This window comes from Paraburkholderia sp. PGU19, from assembly GCF_013426915.1.
GTDB lineage: Bacteria > Pseudomonadota > Gammaproteobacteria > Burkholderiales > Burkholderiaceae > Paraburkholderia.
This window is the reverse complement of the sequence record NZ_AP023179.1, coordinates 1,959,172-1,980,785: the sequence shown is the minus strand read 5'-3', so window position 1 is coordinate 1,980,785 and position 21,614 is coordinate 1,959,172. Positions and strand designations below refer to the sequence as shown.

Genomic DNA, 21,614 nt, shown 5'->3' with positions numbered 1-21,614 from the left:
GACCGTCCCGCGCCGGAAGGTGTTATCCGTTGAAGCGTTCGGGGCGGAGCGCCGCGATCGTGTCAGGCGGCAGTTCCGACGGCGCGCCGGACACGAGGCTCGCGATCAGTTTGCCCGAACCGCACGCGAGGCCCCAGCCGACGGGACCGTGCGCCGCGTTCACGAAAAGCCGCGGATGCAGCGCATTGCCCGTGACAGGCAAGCCGTCCGGCGACAGCAACTTCACGCCTTCCCACGGCAACGCGGCGGAAATGCGCGCCGAACCCGGCACCCAGTCGTGCGTCGCCTGGCTCAACAGCGCCAGCGCTTCCTTCGTCAGCGGCTCGGGCAGCGGCAAACGGGTCTGGCTCGCGCTTTGCAGCACCGCGCCGCCGGCGATGCGCAGCCGGTGGTTGCTGCGCGTGATCGTGATGCGTTTGACGGCGTCGATCACCGTCGTATGGGGCGCGAATTCCTCGCGAGCGATCGGCGCGACGAGGTTGTGCAGACGCAGCGGATGCAGCGGCAGATTCAGCCCGAGCTTTTCCAGCAGTGCGAGACTGCCGACGCCCGCAGCAACGACCACCGCGTCCGCGCTGATCACATCGACTTCGCGCGAACGCGACGATTCGCCATTGGCAGGCGCCAGTTCGACAGCCGCACGCTGATTGTCGAGGCGGATAGCCGTCACTTCGCGGCCGCACTGAAACTGCACGCCGCCTTGCGAATCGAGCGTCTGCTTGATCAACTTCGCGAACAGCGGACAGTTCGCCGTGCCTTCGTCGTCGAACAGCACGCCGCCCGCGAAATGCGGCTCGAGCGGAATCGAATGCTCGATGGTCTGGCATTCCTGCGGGCTCAGCACGTGATGCGGCACTTCGAACTTGCGCAGCAGGTCGAGGGCGGGATGTGTGTGGTCCCAGTCCTGCTGGCTGCGCACCAGATACAACTGCCCCTTCGACTGCTCGAATTCCAGATTGAAGTGATGTTCGATGTCCGCGAGCGACTGGCGCGCTGATTCGATCAGCGGACGCAGCAACGAAAACTGCTTCTGGAACGCCTCGGGTTCGGCGAGCGTCGCAAGCGCGCGGACGAAATCGCGCACCGGCCCGTTGAAGCCCGTCTTCTTGATCACGCCGCTTTTGGCCGCCTGGCGGTGCTGCATGAAGGTTGGACCGAACCACACATCGAGCGGCGTGGGCAGCAAAGTGCCGCCGTGACCGTAAGTGGCGCCTTGCGCCACGGTGGCGTGCCGTTCGACGACGCACACCCGGTGACCGGCCGCGCGAAGCTGATAGGCGGTGGCGACGCCGACGATCCCGCCGCCAATGACAATGACATCCATGGTTAATTCGTGTTGCCGGCGGCACGCGTGGGGCCAGGCGTATGACGTGACATGCGGCGCAGCGCGACAGCCGATGCTGCACCGATCTGATGAAAGGCCGAATGATATCAGTCAAACGACCCGTTCGGCACGCTGCCGTTCGGCGCGGGAAGGATCGCTCGACAGCGGCGCACGCGCTGGACAAGCGGCAAGATGGCACGCGCAATTCGCCTACCACGAACGGCCAGAAACGAATCTCAAAAATGGCGCGGCGTATTGCCGGCGAGGCATGCCGCCATCAGGGACACGGCGCCAAAGCGCGCGGGGCGTCATGTGGGGCAGGTCTGCCGGGCCTTCCCGGGTTATAATCCCGGACTTCCTTACGCCTCACGTCGCCTCCACGCGCGACTGTCCGAGCGGTTGCCAAAGCAATCGCGCGCGGCACCCAGCGACGCAACCGATCGACGCAACGTCAAGTCCATGGCTCACTTCTCGTGTTTCCCCGGCGCTTCGGCCCTCTCCGATTTCCGTCAAACCCGCCTGCTCGACACGTTGTCGCGCATCGACGCCAACATCGTCGGCGTGCGCGGCCAGTATCTGCATTTCGTGAACTCGCAGACGCCGCTTGCCGCGGAAGACAGCGCGAAGATCGAAGCGCTGATGCATTACGGCGATCCGTTCGACGCCGGCAAGGAGTATGGTGCCGTCGAAACCTTCCTCGTCGTGCCGCGCTTTGGCACCGTGTCGCCGTGGGCGAGCAAGGCCACGGACATCGCGCTTCACTGCGGCTTGACGCATGTGCGGCGTATCGAGCGTGGCGTCGAGTACACGGTCGTGCTGAAAAGCGGGCTGCTCGGCGGCAAGAAGGCGCTGTCGGACGAGGCGCGCGCCGCCGTCGTCGCGGCGCTGCATGACCGGATGACGGAAAGCGTCGCGCCGTCGCGCGATCACGCGATGCACCTGTTCGACGAACTGCCCGCCAAGGCGCTGCAAACGGTCGCGGTGCTGACGGACGGCCGCAAGGCGCTGGAGCAGGCGAACACGGAACTGGGCCTTGCGCTCGCCGAGGACGAAATCGACTATCTCGTCGACGCCTTCACGAAGCTCGGCCGCAATCCGACCGACGTCGAACTGATGATGTTCGCGCAGGCCAACAGCGAGCACTGCCGTCACAAGATCTTCAACGCAAGCTGGACGATCGACGGCGAGGCGCAGGACATCTCGCTGTTCAACATGATCCGCAACACCGAGAAGCTCAATCCGCAAGGCACGATCGTCGCGTACTCGGACAACTCGTCGATCATGGTGGGCGGCATGGCCGAGCGCTGGTTCCCGCGCAAGCCGGCGAATGCAGGCGAGCCGGGCGAGCGCTATGGCCGCCACACCGAATTGACGCACACGTTGATGAAGGTGGAGACGCACAACCACCCGACGGCCATCTCGCCGTTCCCGGGCGCCGCGACGGGCGCGGGCGGTGAAATCCGCGACGAAGGCGCGACGGGCCGCGGCGCGCGTCCGAAGGCGGGTCTCACGGGCTTCACCGTGTCGAATCTCGATCTGCCCGACGCGCGTGAACCGTGGGAAAACGCCCGCGACACCACGCAGCCCATCGGCCACCGCAACGCGGCCGACCAGTTCGACACATATGGCCGCCCGGACCGCATTGCGTCGCCGCTACAGATCATGATCGACGGGCCGCTCGGCGGCGCCGCGTTCAACAACGAATTCGGCCGTCCAAACCTCGGCGGCTACTTCCGCACGTACGAGCAGAACGTCGCGGGCCGCGTGCGCGGCTACCACAAGCCGATCATGATCGCGGGCGGTCTCGGCAATATCTCCGACCAGCACACGCACAAGCACGATCTGCCCGCCGGCTCGCTGCTGATCCAGATCGGCGGCCCCGGCATGCGTATCGGCATGGGCGGCGGCGCGGCGAGCTCGATGGCGACGGGCACCAATACGGCCGAACTCGACTTCGATTCCGTCCAGCGCGGCAATCCGGAAATCGAGCGGCGCGCGCAGGAAGTGATCAACTCGTGCTGGCAGCTGGGCGCGGGCAATCCGATCCTGAGCATCCATGACGTCGGCGCGGGCGGGTTGTCGAATGCGTTCCCGGAACTGGTCGACGGCGCGGACAAGGGTGCGCTGTTCGAACTGCGCAAGGTCCAGCTGGAAGAAAGCGGGCTGTCACCGCGCGAAATCTGGTCAAACGAAGCGCAAGAGCGTTATGTGCTGGCCATTCCGCCGTCGCGCCTCGAAGAATTTGCGGCGATCTGCGAGCGCGAGCGTTGCCCGTTCGCGGTGGTCGGCACGGCGACCGAAGCGCGTCAGCTGAAGCTGATCGACGCCGATCTGACGCAAGCGGATGCGCACCAGCCCGTCGACATGCCGATGGAAGTCCTGCTCGGCAAGCCGCCGCGCATGCACCGCGACGTGACGCGCGTATCGACGCCGCTGCAGCCCGTCGACGTCACGCACGTCGCACTGCACGAGGCAGCCGTGAACGTGCTGCGTCATCCGACCGTGGCGAGCAAGTCGTTCCTGATCACGATCGGCGACCGCTCGGTGGGCGGCACGACGTCGCGCGACCAGATGGTCGGCCCGTGGCAGGTGCCCGTCGCCGACTGCGCGATCACGACGGTCGACTACGCGGGCTTCCGCGGCGAAGCGATGACGATGGCCGAACGCACGCCGCTCGCCGTGATCGACGCGCCCGCGTCGGGACGCATGGCCGTCGGCGAAGTGGTGACGAATATTGCGGCGGCGCCGATCGCGTCGCTGGACAAACTGAAGCTGTCGGCGAACTGGATGGCGGCTTGCGGCAGCCCCGGCGAAGACGCGGCGCTGTATGACACGGTGAAGGCGATCGGCATGGAGCTGTGCCCGGCGCTCGGTATCGGCATTCCTGTTGGCAAGGATTCGCTGTCGATGCGCACGAAGTGGGCGGACGGCAACGTCGAGAAGGAAGTGGTCGCGCCTGTGTCGCTGATCATCTCGGCATTCGCGCCCGTCGAAGACGTGCGCCGCCATCTGACGCCTCAACTGCTGAGCCTGAAGGAAGCGGGCGAAACGGTGCTGATCGCGATCGATCTGGGGCGTGGCAAGCATCGCCTTGGCGGCAGTATTCTCGCGCAGGTGACGCAGCAGGTCGGCGACACGGTGCCTGACGTCGACGATCCGGAAGACCTGAAGCGTTTCTTCGCGGCGATCCAGGCGCTCAACGCGGACGGCAAGCTGCTCGCGTACCACGACCGCTCGGACGGCGGGCTGTGGGCGACCGTGTGCGAAATGGCGTTCGCGGGCCACATGGGTGTGTCGCTGAACGTCGACATGCTGACGCTCGACCCAATCACGAATTCGATTACGGCGACGCGAAGGACTGGGCGAAGCAGACCAGCGGCCGCCGCGAAGACCGCACGATCCGCGCGCTGTTCAACGAAGAACTCGGCGCGGTGGTTCAGGTGCGTGCCGGCGATCGCGACGCGGTGCTTGCGGTACTGCGCGAACATGGTCTGTCGGCGTGCTCGCATGTGGTTGGCAAGCCGAACGAGCGCGACATGGTCGAAATTTACCGCGACGCGAAGAAGATTTTCGACGCGCCGCGCGCCGAGTTGCATCGCACGTGGAGCGAAGTGAGCTGGCGCATCTCGCGTCTGCGCGACAACCCCGCGTGCGCCGATGCGGAATTCGACGCGTTGCTCGATGCGTCGGACCCTGGCATCCAGCCGCATCTGTCGTTCGATCCCGTCGAGGATGTCGCGGCGCCGTTCATCGGCAAGGGCGCGCGTCCGCGCGTGGCGATTTTGCGGGAGCAGGGCGTGAACTCGCATCTCGAAACGGCGTATGCATTCGACCGCGCGGGCTTCGATGCGCACGACGTTCACATGAGCGACCTGCTGTCGGGCCGCGCGACGCTTGCTGATTTTGCGGGTGCTGTCGCGTGTGGCGGTTTCTCGTATGGTGACGTGCTGGGCGCGGGTGAGGGCTGGGCGAAGACGATTCGCTTCAACGCTAAGCTTGCCGATATGTTTGCGGCGTTCTTTGGTCGCGACGACACGTTTGCGCTTGGGATCTGCAATGGCTGTCAGATGATGAGCAGTCTCGCTTCGATGATTCCTGGCGCGGATGCATGGCCGAAGTTCACGCGCAACAAGTCGGAGAAATTTGAAGCGCGCTTCTCGCTGGTCGAAGTGCAGTCGTCGCCGTCGATTTTCTTTGCCGGGATGGAAGGGTCGCGGATTCCTGTCGCCGTTGCGCACGGCGAGGGTTATGCGGACTTCTCGCAGCAGGGCGATATGGGGCGTGTGGCTGTTGCGATGAAGTATGTCGATCATCGTGGGCAGTCGACTGAACAGTATCCGTTCAATCCGAATGGGTCGCCGGCGGGATTACTTCTGTCACTACGCCGGATGGGCGGTTTACTGTGCTGATGCCGCACACGGAACGTGTTCATCGCAATGTGCAGATGAGCTGGCATCCCGACGCCTGGAAGAACAGCGCTACGGATGGTAGTCCGTGGATGCGGGTGTTTCAGAATGCGCGGAAGTGGTTGGGGTGATTTTTTGCCCTGCGCGGGCAGGCGCGGTTTGCGGTTTTTGCTTTTTTTGGCTGGCTTCCGCGATTTGTCTTTGTGCTTTAGGCGTTACCAGTTCGGTGTTCTTGGCCTTTGCGCCGGCATCCGCGATTCGTTAGCGTGCTTCACGCGTCGCCCCTGTGCGGGGCGGCACCTACTTTTCTTTGCCGCCGCAAAGAAAAGTAGGCAAAAGAAAGCGGCTCACACCGCCAGTCCTTCTTCCTGCCTGAGGGCCCCCACAGGGCCTTACGCTTCACACGGCAATCACGTGACCTACGTTCGTTGCCAGCGCTCTTGCGACGCGCATCACCCGCTTCATACACCCTCACTACAGCACGCCGTGCCAGATAGTCCACCGCCGCCCAGGTGGCAAACTGTGTGTAGGCCGTAGAGACACACATGCCTCACTTCGGACCGATAGCGCACGCGTGCCACCCTGTAAGAGCGCCAAGCTATACGACGCGACAACCTGCACACAGTTTGCCACCTGGGCGGCACATACCATTCGCTGCCGCTTGCCCGAGTACGGGTATTCGAAGCGGGTGAGGCGCTCATTCATCGCGTTGGCAACACACGCGAACAAGGACGTTGCCGTGTGAAGCGTAAGACCCTTTGGGGTCCCTCAGGCAAACACAAGGGCTGGCGGTGTTAGCCGCTTTCTTTTGCCTACTTTTCTTTGCGGCGGCAAAGAAAAGTAGGTGCCGCCCCGCACAGGGGCGACGCGTGAAGCACGCTAACAAAACGCGGATGCCAGCGCAGACGCCAATAACCCCGACTCGCGGATGCGAGCAAAACCACTAGCAAACCCAACAACCCGCGCAGCCCAAACCTGGACCCACAAAAAGAAAAAGCCGCCCGCAGGCGGCCATCTCCGTGCGAATGCACGCAAAAAAACCTTTACTGAACCTTAGCCTTGGACCGAAGGTCCTCCTCAAACGCCTGCAGCTTTTCCTGCTGCATCTGCTGCGCGATCTGAGCCTTCACTTGTTCGAACGGCGGCGGCGGCGTCTGCCGCACATCATCGACGCGGATGATATGCCACCCAAACTGCGTATGCACCGGCGCATCCGTCATCTGACCTTTCTGCAGCTTCTCCGCGGCAGCGGCAAACTCAGGCACATAAGCCTTCGGATCCGACCAGTCCAGGTCGCCACCATTCTTGCCCGATCCCGGGTCCTTCGAGAACTGCTTCGCGAGATCCTCGAAGCTCGCCCCAGCCTTGATCTTCGCGATCAGATCCTTCGCCTGCTGCTCGTTGTCGACGAGGATGTGGTGCAGGTGATATTCCTTGCCGCCAATCTGCTTGACCAGCTCGTCGTACTTCGCCTTCACTTCGGCATCCGTCGGCTGGTTCTGCTTCACGAAGTTTTCGATCAACGCACGCAGCACCACAGTCTGCTGCGCAACCGCGACCTGCGCCTTGACGTCCGGCTTCGACGGAATGCCTTCGCGGATCGCTTCCTGCATCAGGATTTCGCGGTTCACGAGTTCTTCACGAACAGCCTGTTGCAGCTTCGGCGAATCCTGTTGACCCTGCTGCACGAGTTGGGCGACCAGCGCATCGGCGCGCGACTTGGGAATCGGCGTGCCGTTCACGACGGCGATGTTCTGTGCGAATGCAGGTGCGGCCGCAAATGCAGCCAGCAAGACCCAGTAGCGGGTGTTTTTCAAGGTCATCGGAAGTTTCCTAACGGGACAGCAAATTGAATTCTTCTGGCGTGTAAGCCGTGATGGCGAGAGCGTGAATGCCGCGCTGCATGGCATCGGCCAGCGCATCATACACCATGCGGTGCCGCGCCACGCGGGCCTTGCCGGCAAAGGCGGCGGCCACGATCGTCACCGCGTAGTGACCACCCGCCGACGCGCCCGCATGACCCGCATGCAGCGCGCTGTCGTCGCGTACGGTGAGCGAGTCGACGGGCGCGAGCGCCGCCGTGATACGCGCTTCGATCAGCGCGAGGCGCTCGGCAGGGCCGGCCTGGAGGAAAACGTCGTCGCTCATGTCATTCTTCCTTCATATACTTCGACAGCCACAAGCTCTGCCCGACGATAAACACGACCAGGCAGCCCGTCGCGCCGAACAGCTTGAAGTTCACCCACGCATCGGTGGAAAAATTGAACGCGACGAACAGATTGAGAATGCCGAGCAGCACGAAAAAGATCGCCCACACGTAGTTCAGCTGGCCCCAGATGCGATGCGGCAACTGGATCTGCTTGCCCATCATCGCTTCGATCAGATTCTTGTTGAACGCCAGCGCAGACACCACCAGCGCCACCGAGAACGCCCAGTACAGCACGGTCGGCTTCCATTTGATGAAGGTGTCGTTATGCAGCACGAGCGTCGCGCCGCCGAACACGGTGACGACGCCGAGGCTCACCCACAGCATCGGGTCGACCTTGCGGTGCCGGAACGCGACCCACGCGATCTGGACGAGTGTGGCGGCGATCGCGACAGCCGTCGCCGTGAAAATGCCCCACACCTTGTACGCGACGAAGAACAGGATGATCGGAAACAGATCGAACAGGAATTTCATTGTCGGGTTGGGAATCCGGAGAGTGTTGGGCGCATCGTGCGCGCTGTCTGCGATGGTTCGGATGAGATCGGCGCAATGGCGGCGAGAGCCAGTCCGATCCGTCCGAAAAGTGCTGGCCACGCCGCGATGACGATCAGACCGCACGCGACGCTATCTGGGCTCGAATTGTAGCGCAGCCGGGTTGATGCAGTCGCGGAAGCCGGTCGACGCGAACAAGCGTCGACGGCCGCCGGCTCACGACGAACAGCTGACTTCCAGCGACGACGCCCAGTCGGGCGGCAGTCCGGCATACGCTTCATAGTCAGGTTGCTCGTCGAACGGACGGCGCAGCACGGCGGCGAGGCGCTCGACTTCGGAGAAGTCCTTTTCCTTCGCCTGGCGGATCGCCGCCTCCGCCAGGTGATTGCGCAGCACGTATTTCGGATTCACGCGGTTCATCGCTTCGGCGCGAGCGGCGTCGTCGCGGGTTTCGTGAGCCAGCCGCCCGCGGTAGTCGCTCGCCCAGGCGTCGAACGCGGCGCGATCGAGGAACAGGTCGCGCACGCTCGTATCGCCGCTCGCATCGTGCTTCGACAGTTTCGACAGATTGCGGAACGTCAGCGTGAAGTCCGCGCGGTTCGCGTGCATGATCTCGAACAGTTTGTTCGCGAGCGCGTCGTCGCCTTCGCGTTGCGTGTCGAGGCCGAGCTTGGCGCGCATCCGCGCTTCGAGCGCGGGTGCAAAGCGCGCCTTGAAGCCTTCGAGCACGCGCTGCGCGTCCTGCACCGCGCGCTCGCTGCGCTGCGCATCGTCGTAACGTTCGCCGAACAGCGGCAGCAAACCTTGCGCGAGACAGAACAGGTTCCAGTACGCGATCTGCGGCTGCATCCGGTACGCGTAACGGCCTTGCGAGTCCGAGTGATTGCAGATGTGATTCGCGTCGAAGCCATCCATGAAGCCGAACGGACCATAGTCGATCGTCAGGCCGAGAATCGACATGTTGTCCGTGTTCATCACGCCGTGGCAAAAACCGACCGCCTGCCATTGCGCGATCAGATCGGCCGTCGACAGCACGGCTTCATTCAGCAGCGCGAGATACGGATCGTCGGCGTCGCGGCACGACGGATAGAAGCGGTCGATCACCTGATCGGCCAGCGCGCGCAACGCATCGACACGATCGTTCGAGTAGAAATGCTCGAAGTGACCGAAGCGCACGAAGCTCGGCGACACGCGCGTGACGACGGCGGCCGTTTCCATCTCTTCGCGGCGCACGGGCTGATGGGAGCCCGTCACGCAGAGCGCGCGCGTGGTCGGAATGCCGAGGTGATGCATCGCCTCCGAGCACAGATATTCGCGGATCGACGAGCGCAGCACCGCGCGTCCATCGCCCATGCGCGAATAGGGCGTGCGCCCGGCGCCTTTCAGTTGAAGCTCGAAGCGCTGGCCGTCGTGCTCGACTTCGCCGAGCGTGAGCGCGCGTCCGTCGCCCAGTTGGCCTGCCCACACGCCGAACTGATGCCCCGAATACACCGACGCATACGGCAACGAAGCCGCCGGCCAGTCGCGTGTCGTATTGCCCGAAAAGAACTCGGCGAAGCCCGGCGCGCTCGCCAGCGATGCGTCGAAACCGAGCATCGCCGCGACATCGGGCGCGAAGCCGACGACATACGGCGCCGGTAACGGCGCCGCTGGCAGGCGTGTCAGAAAGACGTTCCCGAGCGCGGCGAAGCTGCCTTCACGCTGGTTGTCGATCGCGCCTGCGGCCGTCGACATGGAACCCGATAACCCTGCATTGCATGGGGAAAACGACATATTGAGCGCCTCTTTATTAACCGATATTGTAATTCCGCGCCTGCCGCGCTGCAGCGCGCGCATCCGAAGCGCATATCGAAGCGTATAGAGAAGCGCGTATCGAAGCGCGATCGATGGCGAATAACAACGCGCGACAACACAACATCACACCTCTGGGAGACACCCGCGTATGACGACGCCGCTCTATGGACAGATGATGGACGTGCCGCTGACGGTTTCATCGCTGCTGGCACATGCGTCACGCCACTTCGGCACGACGGAGATCGTGTCGAAGCGCATCGAGGGCGACGTGCATCGTTACACGTACCGCGATTGCGAGAAGCGCGCGAAGCAACTCGCACAGACGCTGATCGCGCTCGGCGTCGAAGCGGGCGACCGGATCGGCACGCTCGCCTGGAACGGCTACCGGCATCTGGAAACGTACTACGGCACGACGGGCTTCGGCGCCGTGTGCCACACGATCAACCCGCGCCTCTTTCCTGATCAGATTGCCTACATCGTCAATCACGCCGACGACCGCTACGTGCTGTTCGACATCACGTTCGCCGCGCTCGTCGATGTGCTCGCGCCGCAGTGCCCGAACGTGCGCGGCTGGATCGCGATGACGGACGAAACGCACATGCCGCGCATGTCGACGGCCGCATCGAGCTATGAAGCGCTGCTGGCGCAGCACGACGGCGAGTTCGACTGGCCGGAAATCGACGAACGTTGCGCATCCAACCTTTGCTACACGTCGGGCACGACGGGCAATCCGAAGGGCGCGCTGTACTCGCATCGCTCGACCGTGCTGCATGCGTTCGGCGCGTCGCTGCCCGATGCGATGGGCCTGTCCGCGCGCGATTCCGTGCTGCCCGTCGTGCCGATGTTCCATGTGAACGCATGGGGCATTCCGCACGCCGCGCCGCTGACGGGCGCCAAGCTCGTGTTTCCGGGCAAGGATCTCGACGGCAAGTCGCTGTATGAACTGATGGAAGCGGAGCGCGTCACGTATTCGGCGGGCGTCCCGACCGTCTGGCTCGGCTTGCTGAACCACTTGCGCGAAGCGGGCGTGAAGTTTTCGACGCTGCAGCGTACGGTCATCGGCGGTTCCGCGTGTCCGCCCGCGATGCTCAAGATGTTCCAGGAGGTCTACGGCGTCGAGGTGATTCACGCGTGGGGCATGACGGAGATGTCGCCGCTCGGCACGCTCGCCAAGCTCACATGGGAACAGTCGCAGCGTTCTCCCGACGAGCAGCGCAAGCTGCGCGAAAAGCAGGGCCACGTGATGTACGGCGTCGACATGAAGATCGTCGGGGACGACGGGCGCGACCTGCCGTGGGATGGCGTCGCGTTCGGCGATCTGCACGTGCGCGGTCCGTGGGTGATCGACCGGTACTTCCGCAGCGACGCGTCGCCGCTCGTCGACGGCTGGTTCCCGACGGGCGATGTCGCGACGATCGACAGGGACAGCTTTCTGAACATCACCGACCGCAGCAAGGACGTGATCAAGTCGGGCGGCGAGTGGATCAGTTCGATCGACGTCGAGAACGTCGCGATTGCGCATCCCGCGGTGGCGGAAGCGGCATGCATCGCGTGCTCGCATCCGAAGTGGACCGAGCGGCCGCTGCTCGTCGTCGTGAAGCGTCCGGACACCGACCTGACGCGCGACGAGATGCTCGCGTTCTACGAAGGCAAAGTCGCGAAATGGTGGATTCCCGACGACGTCGTATTCGTCGACGAACTGCCGCACACGGCGACGGGCAAGCTACAAAAACTCAAGCTGCGCGAGCGCTTCCGCGACCACGTATTGCCGTCGGCGCTCGACATCGAAAACTGCCCGTTCGACGAGGAAGAAGCGGACGCCGTGCGGCACGCGAGAACCGATCTGTCGTAAACCTCGGGTTTACGCCCATCATGGCACGCATCGTTTGAATTTGAACGAGCGTGCTTTTTTGTGTATTCTGCCTGCTATCGCAAACGAACGGCGAAACAGCGGACAATGGTTCGGGTGTTCCCATCCGGGCTGCGCATATCAGGCGCGTCCGCATCGCATGGAGGCAGGCAGATGGCAGTGGACTACACGACACACGACGGCATCGCCGTCATCACGCTGAATAATCCCCCCGTCAATGGCCTCGGCCTGTCGACGCGCACGGGCATCATCGAAGGCGTCGAGCGCGCGCAGGGCGATCCCGCCATCAAGGCGATCGTGCTGACGGGCGCGGGCAAGGCCTTCTCGGGCGGCGCCGACATCACCGAATTCAACACGCCGAAAGCGCTGCAGGAACCGACGCTGATGACGGTCATCAAGGCCGTCGAAGGCAGCGCGAAGCCCGTCGTCGCGGCGATCCACAGCGTCGCGATGGGCGGCGGCCTGGAACTCGCGCTCGGCGCGCATTACCGCGTGGCGGCGCCCGGCGCGCAGATCGCGCTGCCCGAAGTGAAGCTCGGCATCCTGCCAGGCGCGGGCGGCACGCAGCGTCTGCCGCGCGCGCTCGGGCTGGAAGCCGCGCTCAACATGATCGTGTCGGGCACGCCCGTGATGTCCGAGAAGCTCGCGGGCACGCCGATTTTCGATGAACTGATCGAAGGCGATCTGATGGAAGGCGCGCTCGCGTTCGCGCGCAAGGTCGGCGCGCAGAGCGGCCCGCATCCGAAGATTCGCGACCGCAAGATCGAGCATCCGAACGCGGCGGGCTTCATCCAGTTCGCGCGCAATAGCGTCGCGGCCATCGCGAAGCAGTATCCGGCGCCGCACAAGTGCATCGACGCGGTCGAAGCGGGTGTGCTCGAAGGCTTCGAGCAAGGCATGAAAGTGGAGCGCGAATGCTTCCTCGCGCTTGTGCAGACGCCCGAAAGCCGTGCGCTGCGCCATGCATTCTTCGGTGAGCGCGCGGCGAGCAAGATTCCCGATGTGCCGTCCGATACGCCCGTGCGCGACATCAAAAAGGTCGCGGTGATCGGCGCGGGCACGATGGGCGGCGGCATCGCGATGAACTTCATCAACGCGGGCTTGCCCGTCATGATGCTCGAAACGAAGCAGGACGCGCTTGATCGCGGCATCGCGACGATCCGCAAGAACTACGAGGCGACCGTCAAGAAAGGCAAGCTGACGATGGAAGCGCTCGAGCAGCGCATGGCGTCGATCACGCCGACGCTCTCGTATGACGATCTCAAAGACGCCGATCTCATCATCGAAGCGGTGTTCGAAGAACTCGGCGTGAAAGAGCAGGTATTCAAGCGCCTCGACGAAGTGGCGAAGCCCGGCGCGATCCTCGCGTCGAACACGTCGACGCTCGATCTGAACAAGATCGCCGCCTTCACCAAGCGTCCGCAGGACGTGGTCGGCATGCACTTCTTCAGCCCGGCCAACGTGATGAAGCTGCTCGAAGTGGTGCGCGGCAAGGACACGGCGAAGGACGTGCTCGCCACCGTGATGAAGGTCGCGAAGAAGATCAAGAAGACGGCTGTGGTGTCGGGCGTCTGCGACGGCTTCATTGGCAACCGGATGATCGAGCAGTACATCCGCCAGGCGCTTTTCATGCTCGAAGAAGGCGCGCTGCCCGCGCAGGTCGACAAGGCGATCGAGAAGTTCGGCTTTGCAATGGGCCCGTTCCGCATGAGCGATCTCGCGGGCAACGATATCGGCTGGGCGATCCGCAAGCGGCGTTATCAGGAGCACCCGGACATGCACTACTCGAAGATCGCCGACCGTCTGTGCGAGACGGGGCGCTTCGGGCAAAAGACGGGCGGCGGCTGGTACGACTACAAGGCGGGCGACCGCAACGCGTATCCGTCGAAGCAGATCGACGAGATGATCGTCGCGTATTCGAAGGAACTCGGCGTCGAACGGCGCAAGCTTTCCGACGATGAAATCGTCGAGCGTCTGGTGTTCGCGCTCGTCAACGAGGGCGCGAAGATTCTCGAAGAGGGCATCGCGTCGAAGGCGTCGGATATCGACATGGTCTATCTGACGGGCTACGGCTTTCCGCTGTGGCGCGGCGGCCCGATGCTGTATGCGGATACCGTCGGGCTCTACAACGTCGAGCACGCGATCCGCCGTTATGCGGCGCAACCGAACGGCGACGCCTGGCAGATTGCAGCGGGCATCGTCGAGCGCGCGGCGCAGGGACGCGGCTTCAATAGCTGAACGCGCACACGCACCGCCGTCGCGAGACAACAGGAACAGTGATGAAAGATGCCAGTGAAGTTCTGCTCGTCGTCGACGTGCAGAACGACTTCATGCCGGACGGCGCGCTTGCCGTCGCGCGCGGCGATGAAATCGTGCCGCTCGTGAACCAGCTTGCGCGGCGTTTCAGCCATGTCGTGCTGACGCAGGACTGGCATCCGCCGTCGCATGTTTCGTTCGCCGCGAATCACGCGGGCCGCCAGCCGTTCGAGATGATGACCCTGCCGTACGGCGAACAGGTGCTGTGGCCGACGCACTGTGTGCAGAACACGCCCGGCGCTGCGCTGCACGCGGGGCTCGACATTCCGCATGCGCGCGCCGTGATTCGCAAGGGGCATCACGCGGGCGTCGACAGCTATTCGGCGTTTCTCGAAGCCGATCGCACGACGCCGACGGGACTGGCCGGCTATCTGCGCGATACGGGCGTGACGCGCGTGTGGTGCTGCGGCCTCGCGACCGACTATTGCGTCGCGTGGTCCGCGCTCGATGCACGCGCGGCGGGCTTCGAGGTCGTTGTCATCGAAGACGCGACCCGCGCAATCGACCTGAACGGTTCGCTCGACAACGCATGGCGCGAGATGCGCGCCGCGGGCGTCGAACGCGTGCAATCCGCGGACTTGCTTGTCTGAGCCACGCAACGCGAACCCCACACACTCTTTGAAATTTGCAGGAGACATGCATGACTGACGCCGTAATCGTATCGACTGCCCGCACGGGTCTCGCCAAATCGTGGCGCGGCGCGTTCAACATGACGCACGGCGCGACGCTCGGCGGCCATGTGACGCAGGCCGCCGTCGAACGCGCGAAGATCGACCCGGCGCGCGTCGAGGACGTAATCATGGGCTGCGCGAACCCCGAAGGCGCGACGGGCTCGAATATCGCGCGGCAGATCGCGCTGCGCGGCGGGTTGCCCGTGACCGTGCCGGGCATGACGGTGAACCGCTTCTGCTCGTCGGGCCTGCAGACCATTGCGCTCGCCGCGCAACGCGTGATGGTCGGCGAAGGCGATGTGTTCGTCGCGGGTGGTGTCGAGTCGATCTCGTGTGTGCAGAACGAAATGAACATGCACATGCTGCGCGAAGGCTGGCTGATGGAGCACAAGCCGGAAATCTACTGGCCGATGCTGCAAACGGCCGAGACCGTCGCGAAACGCTATTCGATCTCGAAGGAACGTCAGGACGAATACGGCGTGCAGTCGCAGCAGCGCGCGGCGGCCGCACAGGAAGCGGGGCGCTTCAATGACGAGATCGTGCCGATGACGGTGCTCGCCGGCATCGCCGATAAAGCAAGCGGCCGTCTGTTCACGAAGGAAGTGACGATTGCTGCCGACGAAGGCATCCGCGCCGACACGACGCTCGAAGGCGTATCGAAGATTCGCACGGCGCTGCCGGGCGGCGTGATCACGGCGGGCAACGCGAGCCAGTTTTCGGATGGCGCGTCGGCGTGCGTCGTGATGAGCGCGAAGGTCGCGGAGCGCGAAGGCCTGCAGCCGCTCGGTATTTTCCGCGGCTTCGCGGTGGCGGGCTGCGAGCCGGACGAAATGGGCATCGGCCCCGTGTTCGCCGTGCCGAAGCTGTTGAAACAGGCAGGTCTCAAGGTCGACGACATCGATCTGTGGGAACTGAACGAGGCGTTCGCCGTGCAGGTGCTGTACTGCCGCGACAAGCTCGGGATTCCGAACGAACGCCTGAACGTCAACGGCGGGGCAATTGCCGTCGGTCATCCGTATGGCGTGTCGGGCGCGCGTCTGACGGGCCATGCGTTGATCGAGGGCAAGCGGCGCGGCGCGAAGTTCGTCGTGGTGACGATGTGCATCGGCGGCGGGCAGGGCGCGGCGGGCTTGTTCGAAGTCGTCTGAGCGCGCGTGCGCGCAGCGAATATCTGGGGAATATGACAGCCCGCGTGCGAAAGCGCGCGGGCTTTTTTCGTTCGGCTTTACCTTACGCGGGCTTTGCCATGCTTCAGTGCTTCGTGGTTTTATGCAAAGCTTCCGCGCGATGGACAGCACGTTTGCCGCTTTTCTCGCTTTCGACTTCGTAATGCACGTCGTCCTTCGAAGCGGCCACGGTATGACCGTCCCGTTCCGTGCGCGTGGTGATCGCGCGGACGATCTTGCCCGTCGTCATGCCCTGCGGCGTGTTCCAGTCGACGCGATCGCCCGGTTTCAGAGCATGCTTCATGTCGTGCTCCCGGCAGGTTGAACGCAGGCGAATGCTGCATCCGTTGTTCCCGAAGCCGCCTCATTCCTGCGGCATCAATGGATAACAGATGCCTGTCAGGCACACAATTCGCTGGTCGTTTCACGAACATATCCGCCAGACGATAAGGAGAACAATCATGCGAATGCGGGTTGCTTGCGTAGCTGTCATGGGGACAGTGGCGCTGTCGATCGCATCGGGTGCGGCGTCGGCGCAATCACAGGCCTACACGAATCAGCCTGTCTACCTGTACGCAGGACCGGCGCAGGATTACCCGGTCGTCGCGCAATTGCCCGCCGGGCAACCGGTGGCCGTCTACGGCTGCGTGAGCGGCTACACATGGTGTGACGTGGCGATCGCGCAGGCGCGCGGGTGGGTCTATGGCGGTTATCTGACCTATCCGTATCAAGGCAGCAATGTGCCCATCATGACGTACGGGACGGCGATCGGCCTGCCGCTCATTACGTTTTCGATTGGCTCCTACTGGGACCATTACTATCGCGGACGCCCCTGGTACAGCGAGCGTGGCCGCTGGGCGAATCATCCGCCGCCGCCGCACCGTCCGCCGCCGCCGCCTGGCGGTAACCGCCCGCCGCCCGGTGGGAACCGGCCGCCGTCCACGTCGCCCGCATCGCCGCCTCCGCCTGGGCCGCCTGGCGCCGGGCACGGACATCGGCCTGGGCCGCCGCAAGGCGATCGTCCGCCACAAGCGCCCCCGCAGGAAGGCGGTCGTCCGCCGGGTCAGGGCGGCAATCCTCCTGGACCGCCGCCCGCGCACGATGGAGGACGCCCACCCGGGCCGCCACCCGCGCAAGGCGGAGGCCGTCCCGCCGGGCCACCTGCCGCGGCGCCCGTTGCACGTCCTTCGGGACCGCCGCCCGGCCAGGGCGGCGGACATCCGTCCGGGCCTCCGGGCGGTGGCAACGCCCGGCCGCCAGCGCCTTCAGAACATGTCAACGAAGGCACGAATCACTGATTGCGAGGCGGTGCGTGGCCTGTTGATGCACTACAGGCCGCTCAGGCTGCCCGTCGGCAGCGATAGCGCGCCCTGGTCGGTGAAGCGCGTGCCGCCCGTGATGCCGCCAGCCAGCCGGCCGCGCAGCATATAAGGAAGTTGGCCCGACTGCGCGCTGTCCGCGAATGCGAATGCCTGGCGGACGACAGTGAAGGCGGGCACCGACAACGGCACGCCGATCACGGTTTCGCCGAAGCGCGGCACGCTGCCGCTCTGATCGCTGACGCCGCTCGCGAACGGCTTGCCGTTGAGATCGAGTTCGATGGAAACGCCGTTGTAGTCGATCGGTGTTTCGTTCGGGTTCTGCACGCGCAGCTTCAGGATGAAGCGCATCTCCATTCCCTGGCCCGCGAGCGGCTCGATCCCGGCGACGGTCACGCGCAGCGGATCGCCGCCGAACATGCCCGCGCAGCCTCCGAGCGACAGCAGCGCGACGAAGAGGAACAACAAACGGGCGAAGCGCGCGGCGCGGTCGGCGGTCATGGTCGTAGTCCTCTCCAAGGGAACGCGTGAATGGGCGCGCGTCCTATGCACTATAGCGGCGCAGGGCGCGGAAGCGGGCGCAATCGTCGGCCAGGCCGGGCAGGCTTTTTCCGTCGCCACGGCGATGAGACAATCGCGGCGCCCCCGGTGCGCGGCCGTTTGCGCCGAAACAGGACGGTCCGGACGCATGCCAGCGCGCGCCGTTTCGTTGTACCGTTCGGCTCGTCCCAGGCGCAAACAGTCGCAAACAGGCGCTCAACCAGCGCGCAAGCATCCGCATGAAACCAAAAATCGAAACTATCGTTCTTGGCGCCGATCTCGCCGGCACGTTCATCTTCGCAATCGAGGGCGCGGTGGCCGCGATGCACAGTGGCCTCGACCTGCTCGGCGTGATGGTGATCGCGTTCGTCGCAGCGCTCGGCGGCGGCGTGACGCGCGACCTGCTGATCGGCGCGACGCCGCCCAACGCGATCCGCGACTGGCGCTATCCCGCACTGACGTTCGCCGCGGGCCTGCTCACGTTCCTCTTCCACACCAATGCGCAAGTCTTTCCCGAGTTCTGGCTAATGGTGCTCGACGCGGCGGGCCTCTCGCTGTTCGCCGTCGCGGGCGTCGAAAAGGCGATGCTGTACCGGATTCGCCCGTTCGTCGCGGCGCTGATGGGCACGGTGACGGGTGTCGGCGGCGGCGTCATCAAGGATGTGCTGCTCGCACGCATTCCGTCCGTGCTGGTCACCGACATCTACGCGACGGCAGCCTTCTTCGGCGCAGCCGTAGTACTGATCGCGCGGCGCTTCGGACTGTCGCCGGCGACGGCGGGCATGGCGGGCGGCGTCGCGTGCTTCGTATTGCGCGTGGCTGCCGCGACGCATGGCTGGCATCTGCCGCGCGCACAACTCTGACTGCGGCGCGCGAGCGCACGCTGCGAGCAACCCGCGCGCGGGACGCGAGGCTACTTCAACCCGCCGACGATCTTCTCCATCTCCGCTTCGCTGAACGCGCGCATCGTCGCCGTGCGGACATTGCCTTGCGCGGCGAGCGCGAGACCAAGACGGGTCGTGGTTTCGTCGTCAGGCGAGTCAAACGAGATCACGAGGTCGTACGCGCCGAGTGTCCAGTTCACCGTACCGACTGTCACGCCCATCGCCTTGCTGCTTTCGCGAAATGCGCGCGCCCGGTTGACGGTGTCTTTGGCGGTGCGCACACCTTGATCGGTCCAGTTGACCAGCATGAGGTAAGTGGCCATGTTGTCCTCGTGAAGTGAATGCAGATGATCCGCACACGATGCGGCGGCTCCCGGCGAGAGAGGCGAACGCATCCACGGCGCGGGCCGTTTTCCATGCGTGCATAAAGCGGCAAAGAGGAAGGAAGACAAGGCGGCCTGGGCGCGGCGAGCTCGCGCGCGGGAGAAGGCGTGGCCGCAGGTTGATGGCGCCCGGTTTCGCGTTGCGCATAACGGCTGCTTGCGCGCATGGTCGGGCTGATTGCCTGAAAAGTATAGGCGACGCCGCGCACCGTGAGGCGGTTGATCGCATGCACGTCCTGTGCGTTTGTCCCGTGCCGTGCAGCTCGATTCATCGTCTCGCGCAGTGCAGGTATCATCTGGCGAAGCGTGTTTCATGTGTGTCCTGCATGCATTCCGTGCGGACCGCGACGCAGGATCAACAGCAGAGGTGAACGTCTTGATTCGTCATATCGTGATGTGGAAGTTGAGAGAGGGAGAAGGCCGGACGCGCGAGCAGAATGCGTTCGTGTTGAAAGAAAAACTGGAAGCCTGCCGCGATGCCGTGCCGGGCATCGTGCGTCTCGAAGTGGGTATCGCGACACCCGGGCTCGACTCGACTTATGACGTCGTGCTGGTATCTGATTTCACCGACAAGGCAGCGCTGGACGCGTATCAGGTCCACCCCGCGCATCAGGCCGTGAAGGCGTTTCTCGCGCCGATCCGCGAGGCGCGTCAGGCCGTCGACTACGAACTCTGAATGCATATGACCGATTCTTCCAGCAATCAGCGGGTGATCGAAAGCCCGTTCATCGATCACCTCGGCGTTCATCTCGTTTCGGCAGGGGACGGCGCCAGCGAAGTCGTGCTGGCGCTGCGTCCCGAGCATCTGAACACGTGGGCCGTGTCGCACGGCGGCATCACGATGACGCTCGCCGACGTCGCGCTCGCGATGGCCGCGCGCAGCCTCGCTGCCGACGGCGTCGGCGTCGTCACGGTCGAGATGAAGGTGAACTTCATGCAGCCCGGCAGCGGCGAGTTGCGCGCGACGGGCCGTGTGCTGCACCGCTCAACCACGATGGCCTATTGCGAAGGCGAGATCCGCGACAGCGAAGGCCATTTCGTCGCGAAGGCGCTCGGCACGTTCAAGTACATGCGGCGTCTCGCAGTTGGCCGCGAAGTGCGGCAGCAACGACTGCGCAGCGATCCGTCGGCGAAGCCGGGGCCAAGCGACGGCTGAACGCCGCGTGCTGCCACCGCTTCCTATTTCACCCCATATTTCCGGAGACAAACTCGCCATGAGCCAGGTCAATCGTCAGATTCTGCTCGTGTCGCGTCCGCAGGGCGCGGCATCCGCCGACAACTTCAAGCTCGTCGAAACGCCGCTCGCGCCGCTCGCCGATGGCGAGGTGCGCGTGCGCAATCACTACCTTTCGCTCGATCCGTACATGCGCGGCCGCATGAGCGACGCGAAGTCGTACGCGACGCCCCAGCCGCTGAACGAAGTGATGATCGGCGGCACGACGGGCGAAGTGGTCGAGTCGAAGAACGCGGCATTCAAGCCGGGCGATAAGGTAGTCGGCATGTTCGGCTGGCAGGAGTTCGGCACGTCGGACGGCAAGGCCCTGAGCAAGGTCGACGACACGCATGTGCCGCTCTCCGCGTATCTCGGCCCCGTCGGCATGCCAGGCGTGACGGCGTGGTACGGCCTGAACCGGATCATCGCCCCGAAGGCGGGCGAGACGGTCGTCGTCAGCGCGGCGAGCGGGGCAGTGGGCAGCGTCGTCGGGCAACTGGCGAAACAGGCGGGCGCGCGCGCCGTGGGCATTGCGGGCGGCCCCGACAAGTGCCGCTATGTGGTCGAGACGCTGGGCTTTGACGCGTGCGTCGACTATAAGGCGGGCAACCTGTATCAGGACCTCAAGGCGGCGACGCCGAACGGCGTGGACGGCTGCTTCGAGAACGTCGGCGGCGAAGGGCTCGATGCGACGCTCGCGCGGATGAACGCGCATGGCCGCATCGCGTTGTGCGGCTTCATCGCGGGTTACGACGGCGCGCCTTTGCCGCTCAAGCACCCGGCGTTGCTGCTCACGCAGCGTCTGCTCGTTCAGGGCTTCATCGTCAGCGAGCATATGGATGTGTGGCCGCAAGCGCTGAAAGAACTCGGCACGCTCGTCGCGCAGAAAAAGCTGCAGTATCGCGAGACCGTCGCGCAAGGTCTGGAAAACGCCCCCGAAGCGTTTCTCGGCATGCTCAAGGGGCACAACTTCGGCAAGCAGCTCGTCAAGCTGATCTGAGTTGGCGCATATCGCAACGCGCCACGCGCA

17 protein-coding genes and 1 pseudogene are annotated in these 21,614 nt (G+C 64.4%); 10 read left to right on the top strand and 8 right to left on the bottom strand.

Annotated elements, in window-relative coordinates:
- Nucleotides 1–22: 22 nt before the first annotated feature.
- Nucleotides 23–1,324: an FAD-dependent oxidoreductase gene (locus tag H1204_RS09050; RefSeq protein ID WP_180728041.1), complete on the bottom strand. Its 1,302-nt coding sequence runs from the start codon at nt 1,322–1,324 to the stop codon at nt 23–25.
- 459 nt (nt 1,325–1,783) lie between these two features.
- Between H1204_RS09050 and purL the strand changes: the two are divergent.
- Nucleotides 1,784–5,861: pseudogene (gene purL, locus H1204_RS09045) on the top strand (phosphoribosylformylglycinamidine synthase).
- A 912-nt stretch (nt 5,862–6,773) separates the two neighbouring features.
- On the opposite strand, the gene H1204_RS09040 reads toward purL, so the two are convergent.
- From H1204_RS09040 to H1204_RS09025, 4 genes are all read right to left on the bottom strand, one after another.
- Nucleotides 6,774–7,553, bottom strand: coding sequence for a peptidylprolyl isomerase (locus H1204_RS09040; RefSeq protein WP_079499555.1), 780 nt, complete (start codon nt 7,551–7,553; stop codon nt 6,774–6,776).
- 10 nt (nt 7,554–7,563) lie between these two features.
- A complete protein-coding gene (locus H1204_RS09035; RefSeq protein WP_180728039.1) occupies nt 7,564–7,878 on the bottom strand; it encodes a BolA family protein in 315 nt (104 codons plus the stop codon).
- Between the two features lies 1 nt (nt 7,879).
- Entirely contained in the window at nt 7,880–8,410 is a 531-nt protein-coding gene (locus H1204_RS09030; protein WP_007585925.1) for a septation protein A, read from the bottom strand.
- 234 nt (nt 8,411–8,644) lie between these two features.
- Nucleotides 8,645–10,201, bottom strand: a complete 1,557-nt coding sequence (locus tag H1204_RS09025; RefSeq protein WP_180728037.1) for a protein adenylyltransferase SelO — start codon at nt 10,199–10,201, stop codon at nt 8,645–8,647.
- A gap of 169 nt (nt 10,202–10,370) precedes the next feature.
- On the opposite strand from H1204_RS09025, the gene H1204_RS09020 reads away from it, so the two are divergent.
- The 4 genes from H1204_RS09020 (at nt 10,371) to H1204_RS09005 (ending at nt 16,227) form a co-directional block, all read left to right on the top strand.
- A complete protein-coding gene (locus H1204_RS09020) occupies nt 10,371–12,074 on the top strand; it encodes a 3-(methylthio)propionyl-CoA ligase (RefSeq protein ID WP_180728035.1) in 1,704 nt (567 codons plus the stop codon).
- Nucleotides 12,075–12,245: 171 nt separating this feature from the next.
- Nucleotides 12,246–14,330, top strand: coding sequence for a 3-hydroxyacyl-CoA dehydrogenase NAD-binding domain-containing protein (locus tag H1204_RS09015; RefSeq protein WP_180728033.1), 2,085 nt, complete (start codon nt 12,246–12,248; stop codon nt 14,328–14,330).
- A 41-nt stretch (nt 14,331–14,371) separates the two neighbouring features.
- Nucleotides 14,372–14,998 (top strand): bifunctional nicotinamidase/pyrazinamidase, encoded by a 627-nt coding sequence (pncA, locus tag H1204_RS09010; RefSeq protein ID WP_180728031.1) that lies wholly within the window; start codon nt 14,372–14,374, stop codon nt 14,996–14,998.
- A gap of 50 nt (nt 14,999–15,048) precedes the next feature.
- Entirely contained in the window at nt 15,049–16,227 is a 1,179-nt protein-coding gene (locus tag H1204_RS09005) for an acetyl-CoA C-acyltransferase (RefSeq protein ID WP_180728029.1), read from the top strand.
- 103 nt (nt 16,228–16,330) lie between these two features.
- Here H1204_RS09005 and H1204_RS09000 read toward each other — a convergent pair whose 3' ends face one another.
- Nucleotides 16,331–16,549 (bottom strand): DUF2945 domain-containing protein, encoded by a 219-nt coding sequence (locus H1204_RS09000; RefSeq protein ID WP_180728027.1) that lies wholly within the window; start codon nt 16,547–16,549, stop codon nt 16,331–16,333.
- Between the two features lie 157 nt (nt 16,550–16,706).
- Here H1204_RS09000 and H1204_RS08995 point away from each other — a divergent pair, with 157 nt between their 5' ends.
- Nucleotides 16,707–17,543 (top strand): SH3 domain-containing protein, encoded by an 837-nt coding sequence (locus H1204_RS08995; RefSeq protein ID WP_180728025.1) that lies wholly within the window; start codon nt 16,707–16,709, stop codon nt 17,541–17,543.
- A 30-nt stretch (nt 17,544–17,573) separates the two neighbouring features.
- Here the strand turns inward: H1204_RS08995 and H1204_RS08990 are convergent, their stop codons facing one another.
- Nucleotides 17,574–18,065 carry an LEA type 2 family protein gene (locus tag H1204_RS08990; RefSeq protein WP_180728023.1) on the bottom strand — a complete coding sequence of 164 codons (492 nt, stop codon included), beginning with the start codon at nt 18,063–18,065 and terminating at the stop codon, nt 17,574–17,576.
- A 278-nt stretch (nt 18,066–18,343) separates the two neighbouring features.
- Here H1204_RS08990 and H1204_RS08985 point away from each other — a divergent pair, with 278 nt between their 5' ends.
- Complete coding sequence (locus H1204_RS08985) at nt 18,344–18,967, top strand: TRIC cation channel family protein (RefSeq protein WP_180728021.1); 624 nt, start codon at nt 18,344–18,346, stop codon at nt 18,965–18,967.
- A 50-nt stretch (nt 18,968–19,017) separates the two neighbouring features.
- Here the strand turns inward: H1204_RS08985 and H1204_RS08980 are convergent, their stop codons facing one another.
- On the bottom strand, nt 19,018–19,311 hold the full coding sequence (locus H1204_RS08980; RefSeq protein WP_180728020.1) for a GYD domain-containing protein: 294 nt from the start codon (nt 19,309–19,311) through the stop codon (nt 19,018–19,020).
- 436 nt (nt 19,312–19,747) lie between these two features.
- Between H1204_RS08980 and H1204_RS08975 the strand changes: the two genes are divergently transcribed.
- The 3 genes from H1204_RS08975 to H1204_RS08965 are packed head-to-tail and all read left to right on the top strand — an operon-like array spanning nt 19,748 to nt 21,584.
- Nucleotides 19,748–20,047 carry a Dabb family protein gene (locus H1204_RS08975; protein ID WP_180730914.1) on the top strand — a complete coding sequence of 100 codons (300 nt, stop codon included), beginning with the start codon at nt 19,748–19,750 and terminating at the stop codon, nt 20,045–20,047.
- 6 nt (nt 20,048–20,053) lie between these two features.
- Nucleotides 20,054–20,527 (top strand): PaaI family thioesterase, encoded by a 474-nt coding sequence (locus tag H1204_RS08970; protein WP_180728018.1) that lies wholly within the window; start codon nt 20,054–20,056, stop codon nt 20,525–20,527.
- A 58-nt stretch (nt 20,528–20,585) separates the two neighbouring features.
- On the top strand, nt 20,586–21,584 hold the full coding sequence (locus tag H1204_RS08965; RefSeq protein ID WP_180728016.1) for an NADP-dependent oxidoreductase: 999 nt from the start codon (nt 20,586–20,588) through the stop codon (nt 21,582–21,584).
- Nucleotides 21,585–21,614: the final 30 nt, after the last annotated feature.